This window comes from Streptomyces sp. NPDC001351 (assembly GCF_042896045.1).
Lineage (GTDB): Bacteria > Actinomycetota > Actinomycetes > Streptomycetales > Streptomycetaceae > Streptomyces.
In genome coordinates, this window is record NZ_JBIAWS010000023.1 from 96,178 (window position 1) to 116,414 (window position 20,237).

The 20,237-nt window shown below is 69.2% G+C and carries 18 protein-coding genes; 5 read left to right on the forward strand and 13 right to left on the reverse strand.

Features of this window, described 5'->3' with window-relative positions:
- Window positions 1-3: 3 nt before the first annotated feature.
- Window positions 4-924, reverse strand: coding sequence for a zinc-binding dehydrogenase (locus tag ACFY1U_RS47855; RefSeq protein ID WP_390700386.1), 921 nt, complete (start codon window positions 922-924; stop codon window positions 4-6).
- 104 nt (window positions 925-1,028) lie between these two features.
- Between ACFY1U_RS47855 and ACFY1U_RS47860 the strand changes: the two genes are divergently transcribed.
- Window positions 1,029-1,979, forward strand: coding sequence for a LysR family transcriptional regulator (locus ACFY1U_RS47860; protein WP_390700387.1), 951 nt, complete (start codon window positions 1,029-1,031; stop codon window positions 1,977-1,979).
- A complete protein-coding gene (locus ACFY1U_RS47865) occupies window positions 1,976-2,578 on the forward strand; it encodes a hypothetical protein (RefSeq protein ID WP_390700388.1) in 603 nt (200 codons plus the stop codon). The genes ACFY1U_RS47860 and ACFY1U_RS47865 overlap by 4 nt, the downstream gene beginning before the upstream one ends.
- Here the strand turns inward: ACFY1U_RS47865 and ACFY1U_RS47870 are convergent.
- Window positions 2,536-2,910: a MerR family transcriptional regulator gene (locus ACFY1U_RS47870; protein WP_390700389.1), complete on the reverse strand. Its 375-nt coding sequence runs from the start codon at window positions 2,908-2,910 to the stop codon at window positions 2,536-2,538. The two genes, ACFY1U_RS47865 and ACFY1U_RS47870, sit on opposite strands and share 43 nt — an antisense overlap.
- 63 nt (window positions 2,911-2,973) lie before the next feature.
- Between ACFY1U_RS47870 and ACFY1U_RS47875 the strand changes: the two genes are divergently transcribed.
- Window positions 2,974-4,182 (forward strand): MFS transporter, encoded by a 1,209-nt coding sequence (locus tag ACFY1U_RS47875; RefSeq protein WP_390700390.1) that lies wholly within the window; start codon window positions 2,974-2,976, stop codon window positions 4,180-4,182.
- Between the two features lie 395 nt (window positions 4,183-4,577).
- Window positions 4,578-6,224, forward strand: a complete 1,647-nt coding sequence (locus ACFY1U_RS47880; protein ID WP_390700391.1) for a hypothetical protein — start codon at window positions 4,578-4,580, stop codon at window positions 6,222-6,224.
- Window positions 6,225-6,509: 285 nt separating this feature from the next.
- On the opposite strand, the gene ACFY1U_RS47885 is transcribed toward ACFY1U_RS47880, so the two are convergent.
- Window positions 6,510-7,316, reverse strand: coding sequence for a class I SAM-dependent methyltransferase (locus ACFY1U_RS47885; protein ID WP_390700392.1), 807 nt, complete (start codon window positions 7,314-7,316; stop codon window positions 6,510-6,512).
- Between the two features lie 793 nt (window positions 7,317-8,109).
- On the opposite strand from ACFY1U_RS47885, the gene ACFY1U_RS47890 reads away from it, so the two are divergent.
- Entirely contained in the window at window positions 8,110-8,838 is a 729-nt protein-coding gene (locus ACFY1U_RS47890; RefSeq protein WP_390700393.1) for an HAD family hydrolase, read from the forward strand.
- On the opposite strand, the gene ACFY1U_RS47895 is transcribed toward ACFY1U_RS47890, so the two are convergent.
- Genes ACFY1U_RS47895 through ACFY1U_RS47940 form a run of 10 tightly spaced genes read right to left on the reverse strand, consistent with a single transcriptional unit; the run spans window position 8,794 to window position 19,829 of the window.
- Complete coding sequence (locus ACFY1U_RS47895) at window positions 8,794-9,891, reverse strand: adenylosuccinate synthetase (protein WP_390700394.1); 1,098 nt, start codon at window positions 9,889-9,891, stop codon at window positions 8,794-8,796. The genes ACFY1U_RS47890 and ACFY1U_RS47895 overlap by 45 nt on opposite strands.
- On the reverse strand, window positions 9,888-11,006 hold the full coding sequence (locus tag ACFY1U_RS47900; RefSeq protein WP_390700395.1) for a mandelate racemase/muconate lactonizing enzyme family protein: 1,119 nt from the start codon (window positions 11,004-11,006) through the stop codon (window positions 9,888-9,890). The genes ACFY1U_RS47895 and ACFY1U_RS47900 overlap by 4 nt, the downstream gene beginning before the upstream one ends.
- Window positions 11,003-12,067, reverse strand: coding sequence for a Gfo/Idh/MocA family protein (locus ACFY1U_RS47905; RefSeq protein WP_390700396.1), 1,065 nt, complete (start codon window positions 12,065-12,067; stop codon window positions 11,003-11,005). The genes ACFY1U_RS47900 and ACFY1U_RS47905 overlap by 4 nt, the downstream gene beginning before the upstream one ends.
- A complete protein-coding gene (locus ACFY1U_RS47910) occupies window positions 12,064-13,653 on the reverse strand; it encodes a DUF6917 domain-containing protein (RefSeq protein ID WP_390700397.1) in 1,590 nt (529 codons plus the stop codon). The genes ACFY1U_RS47905 and ACFY1U_RS47910 overlap by 4 nt, the downstream gene beginning before the upstream one ends.
- Before the next feature lie 14 nt (window positions 13,654-13,667).
- A complete protein-coding gene (locus ACFY1U_RS47915) occupies window positions 13,668-14,408 on the reverse strand; it encodes an HAD family hydrolase (RefSeq protein ID WP_390700398.1) in 741 nt (246 codons plus the stop codon).
- Window position 14,409: 1 nt separating this feature from the next.
- Window positions 14,410-15,408, reverse strand: a complete 999-nt coding sequence (locus tag ACFY1U_RS47920) for a hypothetical protein (protein ID WP_390700399.1) — start codon at window positions 15,406-15,408, stop codon at window positions 14,410-14,412.
- Window positions 15,405-16,367, reverse strand: a complete 963-nt coding sequence (locus ACFY1U_RS47925) for a hypothetical protein (RefSeq protein ID WP_390700400.1) — start codon at window positions 16,365-16,367, stop codon at window positions 15,405-15,407. Before ACFY1U_RS47925 ends, ACFY1U_RS47920 begins: the two co-directional genes overlap by 4 nt.
- Complete coding sequence (locus ACFY1U_RS47930) at window positions 16,361-18,016, reverse strand: thiamine pyrophosphate-binding protein (protein WP_390700401.1); 1,656 nt, start codon at window positions 18,014-18,016, stop codon at window positions 16,361-16,363. Before ACFY1U_RS47930 ends, ACFY1U_RS47925 begins: the two co-directional genes overlap by 7 nt.
- Window positions 18,013-18,813, reverse strand: coding sequence for a hypothetical protein (locus ACFY1U_RS47935; protein ID WP_390700402.1), 801 nt, complete (start codon window positions 18,811-18,813; stop codon window positions 18,013-18,015). The genes ACFY1U_RS47930 and ACFY1U_RS47935 overlap by 4 nt, the downstream gene beginning before the upstream one ends.
- Window positions 18,810-19,829, reverse strand: a complete 1,020-nt coding sequence (locus ACFY1U_RS47940) for a pyridoxal-phosphate dependent enzyme (protein WP_390700403.1) — start codon at window positions 19,827-19,829, stop codon at window positions 18,810-18,812. The genes ACFY1U_RS47935 and ACFY1U_RS47940 overlap by 4 nt, the downstream gene beginning before the upstream one ends.
- Window positions 19,830-20,237: the final 408 nt, after the last annotated feature.

The following is a 20,237-nucleotide window of genomic DNA, read 5'->3' on the forward strand; positions in this document are numbered from 1 at the left end:
TTTTCAGTTGAGGGTGAGGACGGCCTTGCCGCGGATGCGCCGCTCGCGCAGGTCGGTGAGGGCGGTCGCGGTCTCGGCCCAGTCGGCGACGCGGCCGATCTCCGGGTGCAGACGGCCTCCCGCGGTGAGCCGGACGAGCGTCGCCAGGTCGTCGGCGAGGCTGGTGTCGGCGTCGAGGTAGTGGAAGTGGCGGATGACCGCCGATTCCGGACCGTTGAAGAAGTCGAAGAAGTCAAGCGTTGCCGGCGTGCGGCTGGCCTGGCCGAACCAAATCAGCGTGCCGCGCCGGGCGAGCCGGGACAGTGCCAGGGGCAGGGCTCGGCCGCCGGTCGACTCCAGGACGAGGTCGAAGGGGCCGTGGGCGTCGGCGACCTCATGGACGACCGCTTCGGCGCCGAGTTCGGCGAGCCGGGCGCCGCGTTCGGCGTCCCGGGCCACGGCCGTGATCCGGGCACCGGCGGCAGACGCGAGCTCGGTGACGTAGTGCCCGACTCCCCCGGAGGCCCCGGTCAGCAGGACCCGGCGGCCGAGCAGGGGCCCTGAGGCGTCCAGCAGCCGCAGGGCGGTGAGCCCGGCGAGCGGGAGCGCAGCGGCCTCGACTGCCGGGATGGTGTCGGGCAGAGGCGCGAGAGCCGAGGTGGGGACGGCGGCGTACTCGGCCCAGCCGCCGGCCATCGGGTGGCCGACGACGCGGGCGGCACCGGCCGGTCCGGTCCCGTCGGCGGCGGGCTGTACGACGAGGCCGGCGACGTCCTTCCCCGGGCGGTCGCCGGCTGCGGGCCGTTCGAGCTTGAACGTCTCTCCCCGGTTGATCGAGAACGCCTCGACCTTCACCAGGGCCTCGTCCGGGCCGGGCTTGGGCTCGGGGACGTCGGCGAACACGACGGGTGCGGCCGGATCTCCGGTCGGTACGAGCGCTTTCATGTCGGCACCTCCTTGTGCAGACACTCAATCGGCCCTCGGAAGCACCCCGCCAACAACCGAGGCCCTGGGGTGACAACGGTTTGTTGTCACCTAAGGTCAGAGCCATGGATCTCGATCTCGCGCTGGTGCGGGCGTTCGCCGTCACTGCCGAGCACCTGCATTTCGGACGCGCCGCCGAGCAACTGGGCACCAGCCAGCAGGCGTTGTCCAAGCGCGTCGCCCGCCTGGAGACCCTGCTGTCGGTCCGGCTGTTCGAACGCGAGGGCGGTGTGCGGCTGACCGAAGAGGGTGAGCGGTTCCTGCCGGCCGCACGAGAGGCGCTGTCGGCAGGTGACCGGGCGATAGCCGTCCTCCGCGGTGCGGGACCGTCCCTGCGGCTCGACGTGTGGGGCCACCTGTTCGCGCCGATGCGCACGGTCGCCCAGGCAGCCGAAGGGCTCGACGGCGTACGGCTGGAGCCGGGCCCCGGACGTGACTGGCCGTCCGTCGCCCAGGCACTGCTGCGCGGCGACACCGACGTGGGATTCGGCCGGGTGCACCCGCTGCCCGGCGGTTCGGCGGGCCTCACCCAGCGCCTGGTCCGGCTCGAACCCGTCGACGTCCTGCTCAGTGCCTCTCACCCCCTGGCGAGTGCCGCCGAGCTCAGGCCGTCCGACCTGCGCACCGGCATCCTGCTCTGTCCCGCCGAACTGCCCCGGCTGGACTTCCTGCGCCGCTTCGCCGACGCCTTCGCCATCCATCACCGCCAGGACGGACCCAACCTGGGCCTCGACCACCTGGCCGCGCACCTGCGGGCCGACCCGGACTGCTTCACCCTCTTCCCCGCCGACGCCCCCTTGCCCGACCACACGGGCCTGCGCTCCATCCCCCTGGTCGCTCCCACACCGCTGTACGCGTGGTCCCTGGCCTGGCGCGCATCCCACCGCCACCCTCACCTCGACACCCTGCTCCGCGGCTTCACCGCAACAGGCCGCTCCCGTCGCTGGCTCGATTACCACCCCGACCGCGACTGGCTCCCCGACACCGACACCCCGGACATCACGATCGCCCGATGAACGGCGGGCCCACCCGTCCCACGATCCTGGGAAGCGCGCCCGTCCCCCGCGAAGTACGGCCGTTACGGCACCCCGTCCACCTCGTCGTGGATCGTCCCTACGCCCGGGAAGTCGTCCTGCACATCGAACCCCCCGCGAGCGGCTATGGCACCGCGCTCACCCGCCCATACGGCCTCAACGACATCGGCGTGCACCGGAAGAACCCGTGGGCCTGGACGCCGTACGCCAAGCTGTGCGAGACCTCGCCCACGCCCTGGCTGTTTCTCGACGAGCCGCCCCGGACCGTGACCGGACGGGTCACGATCGAACGGGACGGCACCCCGGCCTGGGAGGGCGACTTCTCGTGCGGCGGGGACTCCCTCTACCACCGCATCGAGGACATGACGGCGCACATCCTGTCGTACCCGATTCTGCGTCGGCCGGGGCTGGTCAACTACCTGCTGCTCGGCGCCGACAAGGCCACCTACCACGACGGGTTCCGGATCGAGGACGGCGACCGGATGGTCATCGACGTGACCAGCCACGGCGTCGTGCTGGCCAACCCCGTCCAGTACGGTCAGGCGGCGACGGCCGACTCGCGGCGGACGGCGTCGAGGTAGCCGGAGATGGCCTCCCGGCTGCGCATCAGACACTCGATGCGGTCGGTCATGCGCTGGCGCTCGTTCTCCAGGGTGGCGATCGTCTCCGGCGTCGCGTCGGAGACGTGGATGGCCCGGGGGTCGTTGATGCACGGCAGGATCTGCTTGATGATCCGCGTCGGCAGGCCGGAGTCGAGGAGTCCTCTGATCTGCAGGACCCGGTTCACACAGCCCTCGGGGTAATCCCGGTAGCCGTTCGGCGCGCGGCCGGCGACGAGCAGGCCCTGCTCCTCGTAGTAGCGCAGCAGCCGACGAGGGGTTCCGGTCCGCTCGGACAGTTCCCCGATCCGCATGTGACCCACCTCATTCGTACGAGCTTGACATTCACACCGATGTGAGGGTTTGAGGATACAACCATGTCAACATCCCAGACAGAGCTGCTGAGCACTTCCGCTCCAGCAGCAGACAATCGGAAGCTGCCCCTTTCACCGCTTCTGGCTCTGGCCACAGCAGCCTTCATGGGGATTCTGACCGAGGCACTCCCGGCGGGAGTTCTTCCCGAGATGGCCCGTGACATGTCGGTGAGCGAGTCCGCGATGGGCCAGGCGCTGACGGTCTACGCCATCGCCACCGGCGTCGCGGCCATCCCCCTGTCCGTCACCACGGCGGCCTGGCGGCGCAAGAAGCTGCTGCTTCTGGCGGTGTCAGTGTTCGCGGTGGCCAACCTGGTCACCGCCCTGTCGTCCAACTACCCCCTGACGATGGCGTTCCGGCTCCTCGCCGGGGTCGCGGCGGCCGCGGTCTGGGCCGAACTCGTCGGCTACGCACGGCGTCTGGCGCCCCAGCACCTGCAGGGCAGGGCCATCGCCATCACCATGGCGGGGGTCCCGCTCGCCCTGTCCCTGGGCATCCCGCTCGGCACATTCCTCGGCGGACTCTTCGGCTGGCGCATGACCTTCGGCCTCGTGACGCTGATCTCCGTGGCACTGCTGGGGTGGATCACGGTGTCGGTCCCGGACGCCCCGGGCCAGCGGCCGGGGGCCCGCGAGCCCATCTTGAAGGCCCTGTCCCTTCCGGGGGTCGTGGCGGTCCTGTTCGTGGTCGCTGCCTACGTACTGGCCCACAACATCCTCTACACCTACATCGCCACCTTCCTCGACGCCTACGACATGGGCGGCTCCCGCGACGTCGTGCTGCTGGTCTTCGGCATCGCGTCCGTGGTGAGCATCTGGATCACGGGCGCCCTGGTCGACCGCAAGCTGCGTCAGCTGACCATCGTCAGCAGCGCCCTGTTCCTTGTCGCCTCCGTCCTTCTGGCGACGCTGGCCGGCAACATGATCGTGGTGTACGCGGCGATGGTGCTGTGGGGCCTCGGCTGGGGAGGCGTCACCACCCTCCTGCAGACCGCGGTCACCGACGCGGGAGGCGACCGCGGACAGGCCCTGCTGGTCACCACATGGAACTCGTTCATGGCAGGCGGTGGAGCTGTCGGCGGCATCCTCCTGGACGGTCTCGGCCCCAAGTCCTTCCCGTGGAGCGTCCTCGCGCTCATGGCCCCGGTGCTCATCGTGGTGGTCGCCGCCCGCAAGCACGCCTTCCCCACCGTCCGCCCTGGGACCGAGTGAGGCATCGGGCGCCCGCCCGGGACGCAGGCCGGTTCCACAGGCAACGGCCCCCGGACGCACCGAACTGCTGACGAACGATCCCCCGAGAACGCGTCACGCACCGGAGTCCGATTCCGCCATCCCCCGCCGGGACACTCCGTGCGAGGCGCTGACGAAGACCCCGTACCCAGCACCACGGGTACGGGGTCTTCCCGTACCCGTCCCCGTGCCCAACGGGCGAGGGTCCATGACTTGCATCAGAGACGTCGGCTCCCCTCGACCGGACTGCCCTTCGCTGCCGGGCAAGGCCGCACAAAGTTCACAGATCATCAATCGGACCGACACCAATCCAGCCATCCTGTGACGGCGGCTGTGTCTTGACTGTGTGCCCCCGCTCATCTGGAAGGTGATCGCACATGGCCAAAAAGAGACGTGGCAGCGTTGTCGCAACAGCGGTGGCGGCGAGTGTGATCGGCGTCGGCCTCGCACTGTCCCCCGGTGCCGCCGACGCCAGTGGCGGCGTGGCCGCCTGGTCGTCGGTGCCGGCTGTCACCGACGCCCGCGGCGTGACCGCCCCGAACGTCCTGTCGCCCGGGCTCGCCGAGCACCCCGTCGCGCAGGGCTCCCTGAAGCTGGAGAACCCGACCGACCAGGTCCCCTACTACGGATACCTCGGCGACGGCACCCTGCTGCCCGACCCCGCCATCAAGCAGGCCCCGGGCGTGAAGGTCGAGGCCAGCAAGACCGAGCCCGACAAGAACACCTACCTGAGGCTGTCCGGCCTGCACGGCGCCGACGCGTCGTACCCGTACGGCACACACTTCCTCTTCCAGGGCCACGAGGGCGGCGAGGCCGGGTACATCACCCGCATCAACCTCGACGCCGACCAGGCGCACCGGGTGACGCTGCTGGCCACCAAGAAGACCGACGGCACGAGCATTCCCGCCATCGACGGCTCCACCTGGGATCCCTGGGCCAAGCGGCTGCTGTTCACCTCCGAGGAAGGGGCCGAGGGCGCCGTGCTCCAGGCCACCCCGGACATCGGCTCGAAGGTCCAGGACATCTCCTTCGTCACCGGACGGGCCGGCTACGAGGGGATCCAGAACGACTCCGCCGGCAACCTGCTGATGGTCGAGGACAGCGGCGGAGCCACGGTCGCCACCAAGACGAAGATCCCCAACAGCTTCGTCTACCGGCTGATCCCCTACAACAAGCACGACCTCACCAAGGGCGGCAGGCTCCAGGCCCTGCAGGTCGTCTCCCGCCGCAGCGGCTCGCCCATCGCGTACCAGGACGTCGACAGCGCGCACCCCACCGGCGGAGCGTTCACCGAAGACGAGAAGGACCTGACCAACTACGGTCCGGCCCTGCGCACCCACTGGGTGACCATCCACGACACCAAGACCGACACCAGCGGGAAGGCGTTCGACGCCAACGCCCTGGCGAAGGCGGCCAAGGCGACCCCGTTCAAGCGTCCGGAGAACGGCCAGTTCCGCCCGGGCACGGACTTCCGCGAGTTCTACTTCGACGCGACCGGCGACACCAACACCACCAGCACGGCCAACGACGGCTACGGCGGCTGGGGCACCCTCTACAAGCTCACCCAGAGCAACCCGCGCTCCGACGACGGCAAGCTCAGCGTCTTCTACACCGGCGACAAGGCGCACACCGGCATCGACAACGTCACCTTCCTCGACCGCACGCACGTCGCCTTCGTCGAGGACGCCAGCGACACGGTGCACACCCAGCGGGGCGCCTTCGACTCCGGGTACGTCTTCGCCACGACGACCGACTACTCGCGTGGCGCACAGCCGGTGCGCTTCCTGGCCGAGGGCCGCGACCCCTCGGCGACCCTGGACAACATGCTGTCCTCGGTGAACGGCGGCATCCAGAACGACGGTGACAACGAGATCACCGGCATCCACGTCTCCGACGGTGACCCGGGCACGCACGGCATCCTCGGCGCCAAGGTGCCGACACTGTTCCGCGACGGCTGGCGGCTGTTCTGGACCCAGCAGCATGGCGACAACACCACCTGGGAGATCACCCCGGCTGACAAGTAAGGGGTGCGGCAAGCCGAGGGCGGGAACGGCGACCGAACCGCGTGTCCCGCCCGCGGCAAGAAGCTTGAGAACCAGCAGGGGCGCAAGATGCCCGCCGACGGCAGGCAACCCGGCAACGAGTCAGGGGCCTGATCCAGTCACCGGATCAGGCCCCTGATCCATTACTTCCCCCTGTAGTACTTCATCAGTGCGGTGATCCGGGTTCTCGACGCGGATTTCGGGGGGCGCCTGGTGCGGCTGCCCTCCCGGCCTTCGTCACCAGCGACGAACGTTGCTCGACTGCGTTCAGGCCGCGGCGCGGAAGACGTACGCCGTCATCGGGGCGGTGATCGGCCCTGGGCCCAGACGGGCAGTCATCTCCTCGATGACGGTGGCCCGGACGGCTGGTCCGTCGCCGCGCTCCTCGACGGCCGCGCGCACCGGTGTCCCGGTGAGGTACCCGGTGGCAAGGTCGGCGGTCGACCCGGCCCGGCCCTGAAGCGTCAGCTCCTGCTCCTCCTCGACGGCGAACCCGGCGGCCGTCAGATCGGCGACCACGACAGCGGGGTCGGCGTAGCCATGCGGAACCGTCGGGAAGAAGCGCGGCGGGTCGGCCGGAAAGGCCCGCTCCAGCCCTGCCTGCAGCGCGACTTCGAAGCCGTGCGTCCCGAGCGGGCCCCAGGTGTTGAACAAGAACCGGCCGCCCGCGGCCAGCACCCGCCGTACCTCGGTGAAGGCCGCAACCCGGTCGGGAAAGAACATCACGCCGAACTGGCAGACCACCAGGTCGAAGCCTCCGTCCGGGAACGGCAGCCGCTGCGCGTCGGCCTGCCGCCACTCCGCGCCCGGGGCTCGGGCCGACCCGAAGGCGACCATGGTCTCGTTGAGGTCGGTGGCCGTCACTTCGGCCGACGGTGCCGCGGCCAGCAGGTTCGATGTCAACACGCCTGTCCCCGCAGCCAGTTCGAGAACGCGCCGAGGGCGGAGTGCCGCCGCCCTCGCGGTCAGGTCCTCGGCGAAAGGCCGGAAGACCACCGGCACGAGGTACTGCTCATAGGCAGCCGACATGGACTCGGACCACCGCTGGTCGGCATTGATTCCCGTCACCCTCATGACGGTAGTGCCGCACCCGGAGACCTCTGCCCCGCCGCGCCGCCCTGCACCCTGGAGCCGGCCCCGCCTGACAACGCGGCAGGGCAAACCTTCTCGGGCGTGTTCCCGGCTTCGCACCAGCACTCTCGGGCGCCGGCTCGCGAGCGGGAGCGCCGAACCCATGGCGTTCAGCACGGCGAGGACCGGCATGGAGCGGGCGGAGCGTGTCCATCATCAGAGGGACAACATAAAAGAACAGGTCAGAGGGCATCTGACCTGGTCCAGGATGGAGCCGCCTTCGGGATTCGAACCCGAGACCTACGCATTACGAGGCCACGAGTGATCATGCTGCCAGGTGACAGCTGGTGCTGCCGGATGCTGTTGTGCCTGATCAGGCTACCTGCGCCGTGCCGAGTGCCGGTACCTGGTGCTGCACCGTCCAAAGGCGTCCGGCCACCCCTTGGCAACCCCGAGCCACGTACGCTGCACCTCAAAACCCACGCGCCATAGTTGTCGGACCTGCACAGATGACGCAGGAGGCAAGGCCACGCAGCCTCCACCGGCCACGAACACGCCCACCATCGCGGTCTGAACAGCTTGGACGCACAGCTGTCGGTAGGCGTGCCGCTGTCTGCGCGCCCCGAACAGAGTGGCCGACGAGCCAGGCTGCACGCCCACTACGCTTGGGCCAGGCACCAAAACACACTGCGCCGATACGGACGAGTCGCGTTGTCCAACACGATCCACGACCCTCAGACGTCACGTTGGTAAAGGCACCAAACACGGTGGGCCGTTGCTGAAGGAGACGAATCCGGTGACCAGCACCGTCGCGGCTGTTCTGTTTGATGTGGACGGGACACTCGTCGACCACCAGTCGGCCAGCGATGCTGCCGTCGTGGAAATGCTGCAGGCCTGTCCAACCTCATCCCCGGTTGGGCTGAAGCGAGTGATTAGCCGGTGGAACGAGCTGCAGGACTGGGCTATGGAACGCTACCTCGCGGGCGAGCTGACCTTCGCCGAGCAGCGCCGCGTGCGGGTGAAACGGTTCGTCGGTGAGCTCGGCACAGGTACCTGGTCCGATCGACAGGCGGACGCGTGGTTCTCACGGTATCTGGACCGCTACGAGGCGGCATGGGATGTCTACGAGGATGTTCCACCTGCCCTCGCCGCTCTGACTGCCGAGCACGCCGGACTTCGTCTTGGCGTGATCACCAACGGCGATGCCGATCAACAGCGCCGCAAGCTCCGCCGTACAGGACTCGCTGACCTGCTGGACCACTTCACCGCGTCCAGCGAGGCCGGCGTCGCCAAACCTGACCCGAGAATCTTTGTCACGGCCTGCACCCGCCTGGGTCTGTGCGCGGATCAGGTGGTCTACGTCGGTGACCGGCTCGGAACCGACACCGAGGCGGCGATCGCCGCCGGGCTGCGCGGCGTGTGGCTCGACCGGGAACGCGGCACCGTCTCGACGTCCGTGCCGCGAGTCGAGAGTCTGACCTCACTGCTCCCCCTGCTGAACCGGCTGCCGGGCAAGGACAGCTGACCAGGGGCAGGCCGTGGGCCCTCCTCGGCTCGGGTCCGGCTCCAGGTCGACCACGTCGAACAGTCCCGGGCCTGTTCCCACGTAACGGACGGGCACGCCGGTCTCACGCTCGATACGGCTGATCCAGTCGTTCGCGTCGGCTCCCAGTCCTTGCGCGTCACGGGCGCCGGCCGCGCCAGGACAGAGCAGATCCATCCGGCCCAGGGCGAGATGTGTGGGCTGTTCCTCCAGGACGAACCGGCGGATCCGGCTCAGCGAGGGACGAGCGGCGATCCGATGGAGCCGTCCCGAGACCCGGCCCCGTGAGGTCCAGCCACGCCGTTCGATCTCCTCGGCGTCGAGTTCGTGGGGCAACGACACGTCAAGTGTGGTCATCGGCACCATGTTGATCACACCGACCACCGTGGACAGGTGCCGCCAGGCCAGCCCGGTGCGGTTGAGCGTCGCGGCCGCCGAGCAGTCGTCACTGGTCACGAACGGGTATCCGTCCCCTTTGAACAGGTTGTAGCCGGTGCCGTGGGCGCCCACCACCAGCACGGGCTCCGTCGAAGCCACGGCGTTCAGTTCTCCCACGACGTCGCCCACCCGGAACGGTGGGTCGATCAGGGTTCCGGCCCGGCGCCCCCGCCGCCAGAGGTAGTCCGAGCGCGCGGCGGTCGCCCCCGCTTCGAAGGACAAACCCATGTCGACCAGGCCCGCGGCGGCTTCCCTGGCGACGGCGTCCGCCGGAATCAGGCCGCAGCGCGAATCGACCACAAGTCGGTGGCGCACCGCGTAATTCTCCAGCCGGTCGATCTCCTCGGTGAGGCCTCGCTCGTCGACGAGTGTGCCCGGCCCGATGTACAGCTTGGTCCGAGGATTCACCAGACCCACGGGCACGCTGGAGCACAGTATGTCCACACCGGTGTCCTGGTCCTGGAGTACATGGGCGCCGCCGACGCCCGTCCCGCCGGCGACCACATGTCCGAAATCCTGTACCAGAGCCAGGTAGGCGGCGAACCGTCCCTTGCCGCTGTCCCCCAGCCCGCCGTCGAGGACCATCGTCACGGTCATCGAAGTGTCAGCCGATCACTGCGCGGACCGTCCCACCAGGAGTCCGGGACGGTGCAGCCGTGACCCGGTCCGGCGGGCAGACCCAGATGCCCCCTGGTCCTGCGGGGGCCGCCGACGATCTCGGTGTCGTCGACGATGAGATACGGAAAATAGAAGTCGCTGCCGTACGCGAGTCCGTCGACCGCGGACATGGCGGCGAGCGCCGCCGACACACCCAGCCGTGTCTCGCTCTGCGACCCCACGTACGGGGTGATGCCCAACTCGGTTGCGAGACCCGCTATCCGCACCGCCGCCAAGAGGCCGCCGACTTTGCTGAACTTCACGCTGACGTATTCGCACAGCTTCGATTCGGCCACGCGGAGCAGGTCCTGCGTGGCCGCGACGGACTCGTCAAGGCTGATGGGTACGTCGAACCACTCCCGCAGCCTCTCCAGCCGCCGCTCCTGCCCTACGGGATAGGGCTGTTCGCAGTACTCGACCGCCACCTCCCTGGCGGGTCCCAGGATGGCCCGCAGGTGGGCGTCGCTGGCGCCCTCGTTGTAGTCGAGTCTCAGCCGTGCCTGCGGGCATGTCTCCCGCAGAGCCAGCAGGCGCCGCACATCATCCTCGGGTGTGAGCACCCCGGCCTTGAGTTTGAAGGCCCGGTACCCGTCCTCGTACAGTCCGCGGACGACTTCCCGCTCGGCGCCGAGGTCCTGCAGCGAGACCGAGTAGGACAGGCCCAGCTCGAAGTCGGAGCGGCCGCCGAAGACCGTGTGCAGCGGCTCGTTCCTCTGTCGGGCGAGCAGGTCGAGGACGGCTGTCTCCACCGCTGCCTTGGCCAGTCGGTTGCCGCGCACCACGGCGTTGAGGCGGCCTTCCAGACCTGCCCACTCCCGTTCGTCGAAGCCGAGCAGAACCGGGGCGAACAGCTCGGTCAGCGCGATGTGGTGGCCGTGGGCGCTGTGCCCGCCGAACAGGGGCCATGCGCTCGCCTCTCCCACACCGGTGTGCCCCTCGGGGGTGCTCACTCTGATGAACACGGATTCCTGCCATTTCTCAGCCGATCCACCGCCCATGGCCTGGAACTGGAGCAAGGGAAGCTGCCGCGTGACCACGTCGATCTGCGATATCACCCTGGGTGTTCTCCTTCTTGTAGGTGTTCGGTACGGGTCAGGCCTCGGCCCGAAGTCGTCCGTGCGATGCGGCGGGCTGTCAGCGCCAGCTCCAAGGCCGCCATGGCGCTCGGCAGGGAAACGGGACCGATGGCCTCCGGCTCGCCGTGAAGCGCTCTGCGCAGACGTATGAGAAGGCTGCTGAAGCCGACGTCGTCGTCCGCGAGAGACTGCGTCGTCAGCTCACCGCGGGACTCGGCCCGGGTCGCGTACTGGCGTCGGTCGGAGAACCCACGGTCGAGCCCGAACCCGCCGTCGCTGCCCAGCATTTCGAAGAAGCCGGATCTCACGGCAGCGCTGCCCTGCCAGGACGTCTCAAGTGTGGTGACGCAACCGTTCTCATGACGCAGCACGACCAGCGCCCCGAAGCCGCCGCGGGCGGTCGGCCCCGACGTCACGGCCGTCTCCACCGATGCCACGGTTCCGATGACCTGTTGGCTGAGGTGGAATCCGTGGACCAGGGTCTCGACAATGGGTCCACCGCTGCGGTCGGGGTCCACGAGCCAGTCCTGATGGGGGCGGGCCCGGTCCACGTACATGCGGAACGAAGCGTGTTCCGGTCTGCCGAAGTCTCCGGCGGCCGTCCTGGAGGCGAGATCCAGCAGAAGGGGATTGACTGCCAGGTGGTAGCCGGCCATGGCGGGCGTTCCCCGGCGTTCCGTCTCACGGATGAGCGTGGCCAGGGCCGCGGTGTCGAGCCCGCACGGCTTCTCCACGATGACCGCCTTGGCGGCCCGGACCACCGCAAGCGCCTCGACGACTTGGCGTTCAGGAGGGCTGCAGACGACAACACAGTCGACGTCGTCCCAGCTCAGAGCCTCCTTCAGAACCATGCTCGTCCTGACGCCAGCCATCTCCGGGCTCGCTGGGGACGGCCAGTTCGCCGACCGGGACACCACCGCCGCCAGCCTGACTCCTGGCGTGCGGTCGACGACCTTGATCCACCGTCGGCCGCTCCATCCCATGCCGGCGACAGCCACTCGCAGGGGCGGAGCGGGTCCTGCCGCGAGCGGAAACGTCATCTGCCGGGCTCCACGATCAGCGGGTCGTGGGGCCGGATGCCGAGTTCCCAGCCTGTCCGGGGCTCCTCTGCGGCCTTGAGAACGATGTTCATGTGATTCGGCAGGTGGGTGCCGTCGAAGCCGACTAGTTCACCGATCCGCTGTCCGTTCCAGACGAGAGTGTCCCCGACGGCGAGCAGCCCGGCGTCGAAGGTGGCGAACCCGAGGTAGGCGACCTGGTCGACCGGCTCGGCGATATCGGCGTCCGGGGCGACGACCAGCAGTTCGTGGACCTCGCCCTGGTGGACGGCGCGGGTCTGCCAGTGACTCAGGGACAGTCGCCTCTCCTCGCGCCGGTGGTGAAGCACGCATACGGCCGACGCCCGCAGCTCGGTCCGTATCCGGTGGTTCCTCCCGGTCGGCGGCTGCTCCGCGGTCGTCCTCCGGCCACCGGCCAGGGACAGGACTTCCTCATGCATGGGCCCCGGTTTTCCCCGAAGCCTCCGGGCCGGATGTTCGGCCAGCGTTCGCAGGGTGCGTTCCATGCCCTCGGACAGTTCGTTGGTACGGCCGGTCAGCGTCCGTAGCCACCCTGCGCCGTCGGGGTCGGGTATGAGCACGCTCGCCTTGAGTTCGGCGAGCACCTCGTCCACGTCGGGAGTCTCGGACGACACCGTTGCGGCGGCGTCGGAGAAGTCCATGGTGGGCAGGAAGACCCGCTCCACGACTGCGGAATCCGCCACCTCTATGTCGAGGATCTCGGCGTATTCCTGCACGGTGAGTTCGAGTTTGTCCTGGTGGACGAACTGCTGCTCCAGGGGGAGCACGGCGGCGTCGAAGTGGTCGAAGTAGTGGAGGTGCCGGCGCAACGTGGGATGGTTGCGCAGCGTGCCTCCGCCCAGCCTGATGGAGAGGGCGTAGGGCCGCAGTTCGACGCGGCCTTCCGCGTCGGCCCGGGCGAGGAGCCTGTCGTTGGCCAGGTACTCGAATCCCTCTTCGTCCAGCAACTTCAGGGCCAGCGTGGTCTTGCCGCTGCCCTTGTCCCCGGCGAAGACGAACGCACGGCCCGCACGGACGACGGCCGAGGAGTGCAGGACCACCCAGTCGTCCTTGAGGAACACGTCCAGGAGCAGTTCGCGCACCTGGCGGGCTAGGTCACGTGCGTTCAGAGCGCTGGGCACTCCGAGCGACAGCACTCGGCCATCGGTCTCGTCGATGACGTACAGGATCGCCGCATCGGCGTCGTTGACGCAGACGAACCCCGGGAGCCGTGCGACGGATGCCTGCGTGCGGAGGTGGATGGGAAGTGTCTCGCCCTTCGTCCAGTCGAGACCGGCGACCGCGGCCTCGTACACCGGGGGTGGGACGAGCAGCGCAGTCAGTTCCGCGTCGACGGCCGGGTCGGTGTCCTCCACCGTGAGGATGGGTTCCAGGTAGAGACGGGCCCAGGTGAGAAGCCTGTCGTCGTTCGTGGTGACCTTCAGTGCCGCGGTGCTGTAACGGATCACGGCGGACCGGTAGTCCTCCGCGACAGCCTGGAGGAGGCCTTGGACGCCTGTGGTCCTCAGCAGGCGGGGCAGGTCGAGTTCGGAAGGGGGGGAGCCCACGTCGGGAGTTCCTTTCATATGAGTCGCTGCCCGGTTCTGTCGCCGGTGATGAGGGCGGCGAGTTCCGCCGGGTGTTCGCCCTCGAAGTCGGTCGCGGGTTCCAGGACGTCCACGAGGCCTTCGGCGGCCAGGCGGGTTCTGGTGGCCTCGGAGCGCAGCCAGGCGGTGCGCATCCCGAACCGCTTGGCACTACTCAGATCCGGGTTGTACGAGTCGGAGACGGCCAGGTAGTGCGCGTCACCCCGCCAGTGGGGGCCGAGGAAGAGCGGCCACTGATCCTTGCCGACCCCGGTCATCTCCGAGGTGCGCAGGGCGTCGAACGAATCCGCCAGTCCCGCCGCCGCTATTCGGCGCCGCTGGTTGTCGGTGGTTCCCACCGTGCAGAGAACGATCTCCTGGTACTGGTCCCGCACCGCGCTGAGCAGTTCTTCCGCGCCGGGGAGAAGGGTGGTGACGGCGTCCCGTCGAGCCCAGTAGGTGGCCTCGCACCGGCGCACGAAGGCTTCGTCCGCGGGGCAGTCCGCGCCTGCCGCGCGCGCCTGACGCACCGACAACCGGAAGCGCTCGGTGTAGGCCGCCGTGGACGGCAGGCGGCCATCCGCCCGCAGTCGCCGCTTGGTCCGGTCGTAGATCCGCTGCCAGACGGCCAGTTCGATACCAGGCAGGTGCACCGACCAGACGGCGTCTCGGGCGTTGTCCTCCTCCGTCCGGTAGTCCAGCAGGGTGTCGTCGAGGTCGATCAGGGCGATCCGCATGTCAGGCCGCCTCCCGCAAGGAGAAGTTACGCAGCGTGTCCGGCCAGGAGGACATCAGCGCCCGGCGCCGTGCGAGCACTTCGGGGCCGGTGCCCAGTGGGTACTCGCCGTCGAGCCGCCTGACCCCGGCGGTCAGGGTGTGCGCCCGTTCCTCGTCGGCGGCAGCGAATCTGATGTGCAGACGCTTCTTGTGGATCAGCTGTGTCGACTCGCCGTAGTTGTGGATGCTCCGGAGTTCCGCGGGAACCGTCTCCCAGTACGCGGTGAGATCGGGGAGGGCTCCGCGCAGACGGTCCGTGATCCGTACCTGCTCCGCGATGCCGTGCCGAAGAAAGCGCAGATGGGAGAGGAACCGGGTGTTGCTGCCGATGAGCCGCAGCGCCGCGGAGTCCGGGCGGTGGAGTTTGCGGCCACCGCGATGCCCCGGGCCGTGGGCCTCGTCCTCCGCGGTCTCGCTGATCAGGACGGAGAAGTGCAGGTCGACATTGTCACGCAGATGCGGTCTGACCCGCTCTCCGAAGAGCACGAAGTCCTTACCCGTCGCGCTGTTGCTGTCGAAGAACACGATCCGTGCGACACGCTCCCGCGAGCGCCGCAGCAGTCCGGGCAGTTCGCCGACCAGTCGCGCGGACGACCGGGCGTATTCGGTGCAGCTGTGCAGCAGGGTCTCGGCCGGGTCGGCGCTGAGCGTGACGAACGGGTGCCGGGAGAGCGGGAGGCAGACGACGGGTACTCCGAGTCGGTCGGCCCGCTCCTTGAGCGGGCCGCTGAACAGCGCTCCGCTCATCAGGGGGAGCACGACCAGGTCGCCCGGTCTGAGCACCGCGTCAGCGAGTCTCGCGGCTCGCTCGGCGAGTTCCTCGGCCCCCATGACCTGGAACCCCAGATCCTCGAAGACCGAGCGAACGGTCCGGTCGTACTGCTCCGGCTCCGAGTACCAGGGGTGGCTGTCGATCACCAGGAGCGGACGGCGTGATACTTCCTGTAGGTGTTGGGTCACTTCTGCCCCTCCGGTGTCTGCAGAAAGACCGAGTCCAGACGTGCCAGCAACGCGCCTCCCACCAGGCCCGCGGCCTCCAGAAGCCCGGGGTAGGTTCCCGACCCGGGATCCCGGGGTACGGCCAGGCCCGTGATGCGGCTCGCGAGTCGCGGACAGGTGAGACGCAGCCGGTCCGCCAGGCCGCCCTCGGCGAGGTGTTCCTCGACGACCGCGATCCTGCGCGCCGAGCCGAGGTGGGTGCCGAGCCCGGCGGGCAGCGGATTGAGCCTCTGCACCTCGATCACGTCGTAGGAGCCGGCCCGGGTGTCCAACGCGGGCAGGGCCGCGGCCAGCGAGGGGCCGAATCCCACGACGACGTCCCGGCCGGACTCGGCGCCGTCCACTGCACGGCGCAGGTGGCGAAAGCCTCCGAGGCCATCCCCCGCTTGAGTGTCGGCAACGGCATGGCGGACCAGCCGGACATAGGCGGGGGAACGTTCCGAGAGCAGGTCCTCGACGATCCAGCGGACCGACGTGACATCCGACGGTGCGTAGATCCTGATCGCCGGCATGCCCCGCAGGACGGCCAGATCCTCCAGGCAGTGGTGGCTCACCCCGTCCCGGGCGGCCGACAGCCCGGCCATGCCCGCCAATAGGGTGACCGGGGCGCCCTCGCCCGAGACGTAGGTCCGCAGCGCCTCTGCTCCGCGCAGCAGTCCGAAAGCCGCGAAGCAGGCGACGAACGGGTCGTGCCCAGCCGCGGCCAGCCCGGCCGCTACCGAGACGGCGGTTCCCTCTCGGACACCCACGTCGAGGTGGGGCGGGTCGAGGTCGCCGAACACCTGCGGCAGCCCGAAAGACCGGGCCGAATCGCAGGTGACCAGATAAGGCGACCGGTCGGGGCGCCGACGCAATCCCTCGGCCAACTCCTCCAGAAAAGCGGACAGTTGTGTGGGCCGGGCCTGCGCTGCGATCACCACGAGCGGCCTCCCTGGCTGATGAACATGGCGAGGTCCGGCGAGATCTCCGCTCCGGGGAGAACGGCGTCCAGGACGACGACTCCGCCGCGCTCCTGCCAAGCCGTCAGCTCGACGGCCAGCTCCTGCTCGGTGAACACCTGCGCCGCGTGGGCGCCGTAGGCGCGTGCCAACAGGGCCCAGTCCGCCGTAGGCCGGCCGGGCAGCCGGAAGTCCGCGCCCAGACTGTGTCGTCCGACGTCTTCGAGCAGACCCAGCGCCGAGTTGTCCAGCACGATGACGGCCAGTCGGGCCCCGGCGGCGACGGCTGTCTCGATCTCGTGGGCGGACATGGCGAAGCCTCCGTCGCCGTTGACCACCACCACCGGTTCGTCGGGGTGTGCGACGGCGGCACCGACTGCCGCGGGCAGTGCGTAGCCGAGCGTGCCGCTGCCTCGGGGCGCCCACACCCAGCGTCCACGTCCAGGCGTCCGGTCGTAGGCGCCGCTCCAACTGCTCGCCTTACTGGCGTCGGCGACCAGTCGCAGGGGATGACCCACTGCCGGGCGCACCGTGGAAAGCACCAGCGCGCCGCCCCAGTCCGAGGGCACATCGCGATCGGAGTGCTGAGCCCAGGCGGCGGCCTGCCAGGCCGGTGCGCGCTGGACGACGGCTTCGCGCAGATCGTCGAGGAACGCGCCCAGATCGGAACAGACCGCCGCGTCGACGGCGAACGTACGGCCCAGGGCCTCCGGATCGATGTCCACCTGGACGCGGTGTGCCGAGCGGGGTGGCAGAGTGCCGTACTGCGTGGACTTGTCTCCGCCCTTGCTGCCGACCCACAGCACCAGGTCAGCGCTCTCCGCGAGGTGGTTGGCCCGGGGCTGCCCCTTGGCTCCGATCACTCCGGCCCACTGGGGGTGGTCCTCGGGCAGGGCTCCCTTGCCGTTGAACGTGGTGGCCGCCGGGATGCCGAGGGCGTCGACGAACGCCTGCACCTGTGGGTAGGCGGCGCTGGTGTGGATCCCGCCCCCGAGGACGAGCAGGGGCCGGGCCGCCGTGAGCACCCTGTCGGCCGTGGCCGCGATCACGGCCCGGTCCGGGCGCGGACGCTCGCGCGGGAGGGTGACCGTCCCGGCTGCCGAGCGGCCGAGTACCGGCTCGCCCTCGGCGGTGAGCAGTGACGGCTCGATGTCGATCACCACCGGACCCGGACGTCCGGACAGCGCGAGCCACAGCGCGCGATCGATGATTTCCTCGATCCGCTCTCCCACCCTGAGCGGCAGGACAGCCTTGCTGACGCTGGAGAACAGTGCCGCGTTGTCGCAGTGGGTGGTCGGCCAGCGGCCCTCCCCCAGATCGGGGCTGGACGTGGTGAGGGCGACGATCGGGACGGCGCTGGTGAAGGACTCGTGCAGGGCCGGGACCAGCCACGGGGTGCCCACACCACCCGGCGCGTCGCACAGGCCGACCGAGTTGGTCGCCCGGGCGTAGCCGTCCGCCATGTACCCGGCGCACCGCTCGCAGCGTGCCATGACGTGCACGATGCCGGGTTCCTTGTTCGTCGCCTGGTACAGGGGCAGGGACGACTCTCCGGGGTAGCCGAAAAGGTGCGTCGCGCCTGCTGCGACCAGTCGGGTGACGATCCTGCGTGCACCGGTGGTTTCGGTCACGACCTTGCCTTTCGCCAGAGCTCCTGGATCATTCGGTCTGTCTGCGGCCGTGGCGGAAGGAACCCCATGGCGGTGTGCTCGTGAGGGGACACCGTGGTCCCGGCCCAGCGGGTCGTGCGCGCCACCGCGAGAACGGCGGGCGTCGACGGGGTGAAAGAGGTGAACAAGCCCAGGAGTTGGGCCGGATCGTTGCCGTCGAGCTCGCGGGTTTCGGCGAATGCCGCCGACACGGCGGCCGTCGCCGCCCGCGATGAACGGCCCGTCGACTGCCAGCCGTTGTGGTCCACCACCACGAGCACTCCGGGGGCGGCCGTGTCGCCCAGCCAGGTCAGCGTTTCCAGCAGCGGACCGGACTGCAGTTCGCCGTCGCCGACGACGATGAGCAGGCGGCCCTTCGTTCCACGGGCCCGCCTGCCGAGGTGGCCGCCCAGCGCATGGGCGGGGGCGAGCCCGAGAGAACCCGACGTCGCCGGCACGTCCGCCGTCCACGCCCGGCGTGGATGCCCTTGCAGCGGGGAGTCCAGGTCCGCGTAGCCGCCGACCTCGCGCCAGCGCTCGCCGTGCAGCAGCCCGTACAGGGCCGGGGCCGCATGGCCCTTGGACAGGCACAGCACGTCGGCGCCTCCTGGACCCCCGTCGCCGAGGGTCCAGGAGACGGACACGGCGGCGAGTACGTCGGCCACCGAGAGGCAGGAGCCGGCGAACCCGTACCCGCACTCGCCGATCATTTCCAGCGATGCCGCGCGGATCCGGGCGGCCCGGCGACGGCATTCGGCGAGCGGGAGCGCGCCGGTCACAGGTTGGCCCCCGTGATGTTGAGGAGGACGGGCTCGTCCTGCTGGATGACACCGGCAGCCGCGAGGTTGGCCGCGGCCGCCACCGTCGCGGCGGAGGCGTAGCAGCCGTGAACGTTCTCGGTACGGATGAGCAGCTCACGGGCCGTCGTCAGTTCCGACTGCGTGACGGACGTGATGTCTCCGCCTGTGGCCGTGGCGATGTCGGCCAGATAAGGGTAGGACGCCCGCCCGTCGCCCCGGAGGATCGAGGCGGCCAGGCCCGTGGGGTCGGTGACGACGTCATCGTCGCCCAGTTCTCCGCGTCTCGCCGCCCACCCACGCGCCATCGGGGCGCAGGTGTCCTGCTGCACCATGTGCATGCTCGGCATCCGGCGCAGCCTCCCGAGCGCCATCAGCTCGTCCAGCCCCTTGCGGGCGCCCAGGACTCCCATGCCGCTGCTGACGGCCTGGAAGACGTGGGCCGGCTCGACGGTCATCTGCTCCACCGCCTCGACGTAGGCCAGTTTCAGTCCCTCTCTGCGGGCCCAGTTGAAGAAGCCTCCCTCCCACAGCAGTCCTGAACTCCTGGCGAACTCCTGGGCCACCGTGGCCGCCTGGACGAACGACCCGTCGACGATGTGCAGCGTGACCTGCTCGTCGGGGGTGAAACGGTGGCGGTGGGCGAACTCCCGGCCGCAGAAGAGGTGCGCTCGGACGTCTCCCGCGAGCCGTGCTGCCCGGGCGAGCGCGCTGGAACTGTTTCCGGTGCTGGCCGTGACGAACTCACGGACACCGAACTCGCGCAGCACCGCGATGACCACCGCCGCCATCCGGTCCTTGGTGCTGCCGGTCGGCTGTCGGGTCTCGTCCTTGATCCACAGAGCGGGAAGCCCGATGGCGGCTCCCAGCCTCGGCGCCGGCCTGCACGGAGTGCGGCGCATGACACCGGGAACGAGACTCTCGCGGAACTCGATGGGCAGCAGGTCGAAATAGACATCGTCCGGATTGCCACCCGTCCCGAGGGAGGCAGCACCCACATCGAACAGCGGTTCCAGCGCTCCGGAACATTGCGAACACCGAAATCGAAGCTCCGCAGGGCAGATCTCACCGCATCTCAGGCAGCGCAGTGAGTATTTCGAGTTCCCGGCGCCCGAAGCGTTTTTCGCGAGTAGGTCAATCGGCCGAGCGTACGTCACAACCTCACCATCCCCCGAGCACCGGAACATCTGCTTCGGAGCCTGTCAGTCACGCATGCCAACCGTCAACAGAGTAATTCTCCATGCTTCATAAAACTGCAACGAGAGGAAACATCCGGGGTTGAAAAATTAAGGTTTTAACGCCCACGACCAGGGGAAACGCGGTCCACATAGGTAGGATTTACCCGGATTGGATTCATCGGGCACCGAGTAGTTTTCTCACTTTCCCGCACCTGGAATTCATGCATC

Excerpts from the sequence above, each read along its gene's own strand:
- ACFY1U_RS47855 (WP_390700386.1), bottom strand. The coding sequence starts at position 924 with ATGAAAGCGCTCGTACCGACCGGAGATCCGGCCGCACCCGTCGTGTTC.
- ACFY1U_RS47860 (WP_390700387.1), top strand. The coding sequence starts at position 1,029 with ATGGATCTCGATCTCGCGCTGGTGCGGGCGTTCGCCGTCACTGCCGAG.
- ACFY1U_RS47865 (WP_390700388.1), top strand. The coding sequence starts at position 1,976 with ATGAACGGCGGGCCCACCCGTCCCACGATCCTGGGAAGCGCGCCCGTC.
- ACFY1U_RS47870 (WP_390700389.1), bottom strand. The coding sequence starts at position 2,910 with ATGCGGATCGGGGAACTGTCCGAGCGGACCGGAACCCCTCGTCGGCTG.
- ACFY1U_RS47875 (WP_390700390.1), top strand. The coding sequence starts at position 2,974 with ATGTCAACATCCCAGACAGAGCTGCTGAGCACTTCCGCTCCAGCAGCA.
- ACFY1U_RS47880 (WP_390700391.1), top strand. The coding sequence starts at position 4,578 with ATGGCCAAAAAGAGACGTGGCAGCGTTGTCGCAACAGCGGTGGCGGCG.
- ACFY1U_RS47885 (WP_390700392.1), bottom strand. The coding sequence starts at position 7,316 with ATGAGGGTGACGGGAATCAATGCCGACCAGCGGTGGTCCGAGTCCATG.
- ACFY1U_RS47895 (WP_390700394.1), bottom strand. The coding sequence starts at position 9,891 with ATGACCGTGACGATGGTCCTCGACGGCGGGCTGGGGGACAGCGGCAAG.
- ACFY1U_RS47905 (WP_390700396.1), bottom strand. The coding sequence starts at position 12,067 with ATGACGTTTCCGCTCGCGGCAGGACCCGCTCCGCCCCTGCGAGTGGCT.
- ACFY1U_RS47915 (WP_390700398.1), bottom strand. The coding sequence starts at position 14,408 with ATGCGGATCGCCCTGATCGACCTCGACGACACCCTGCTGGACTACCGG.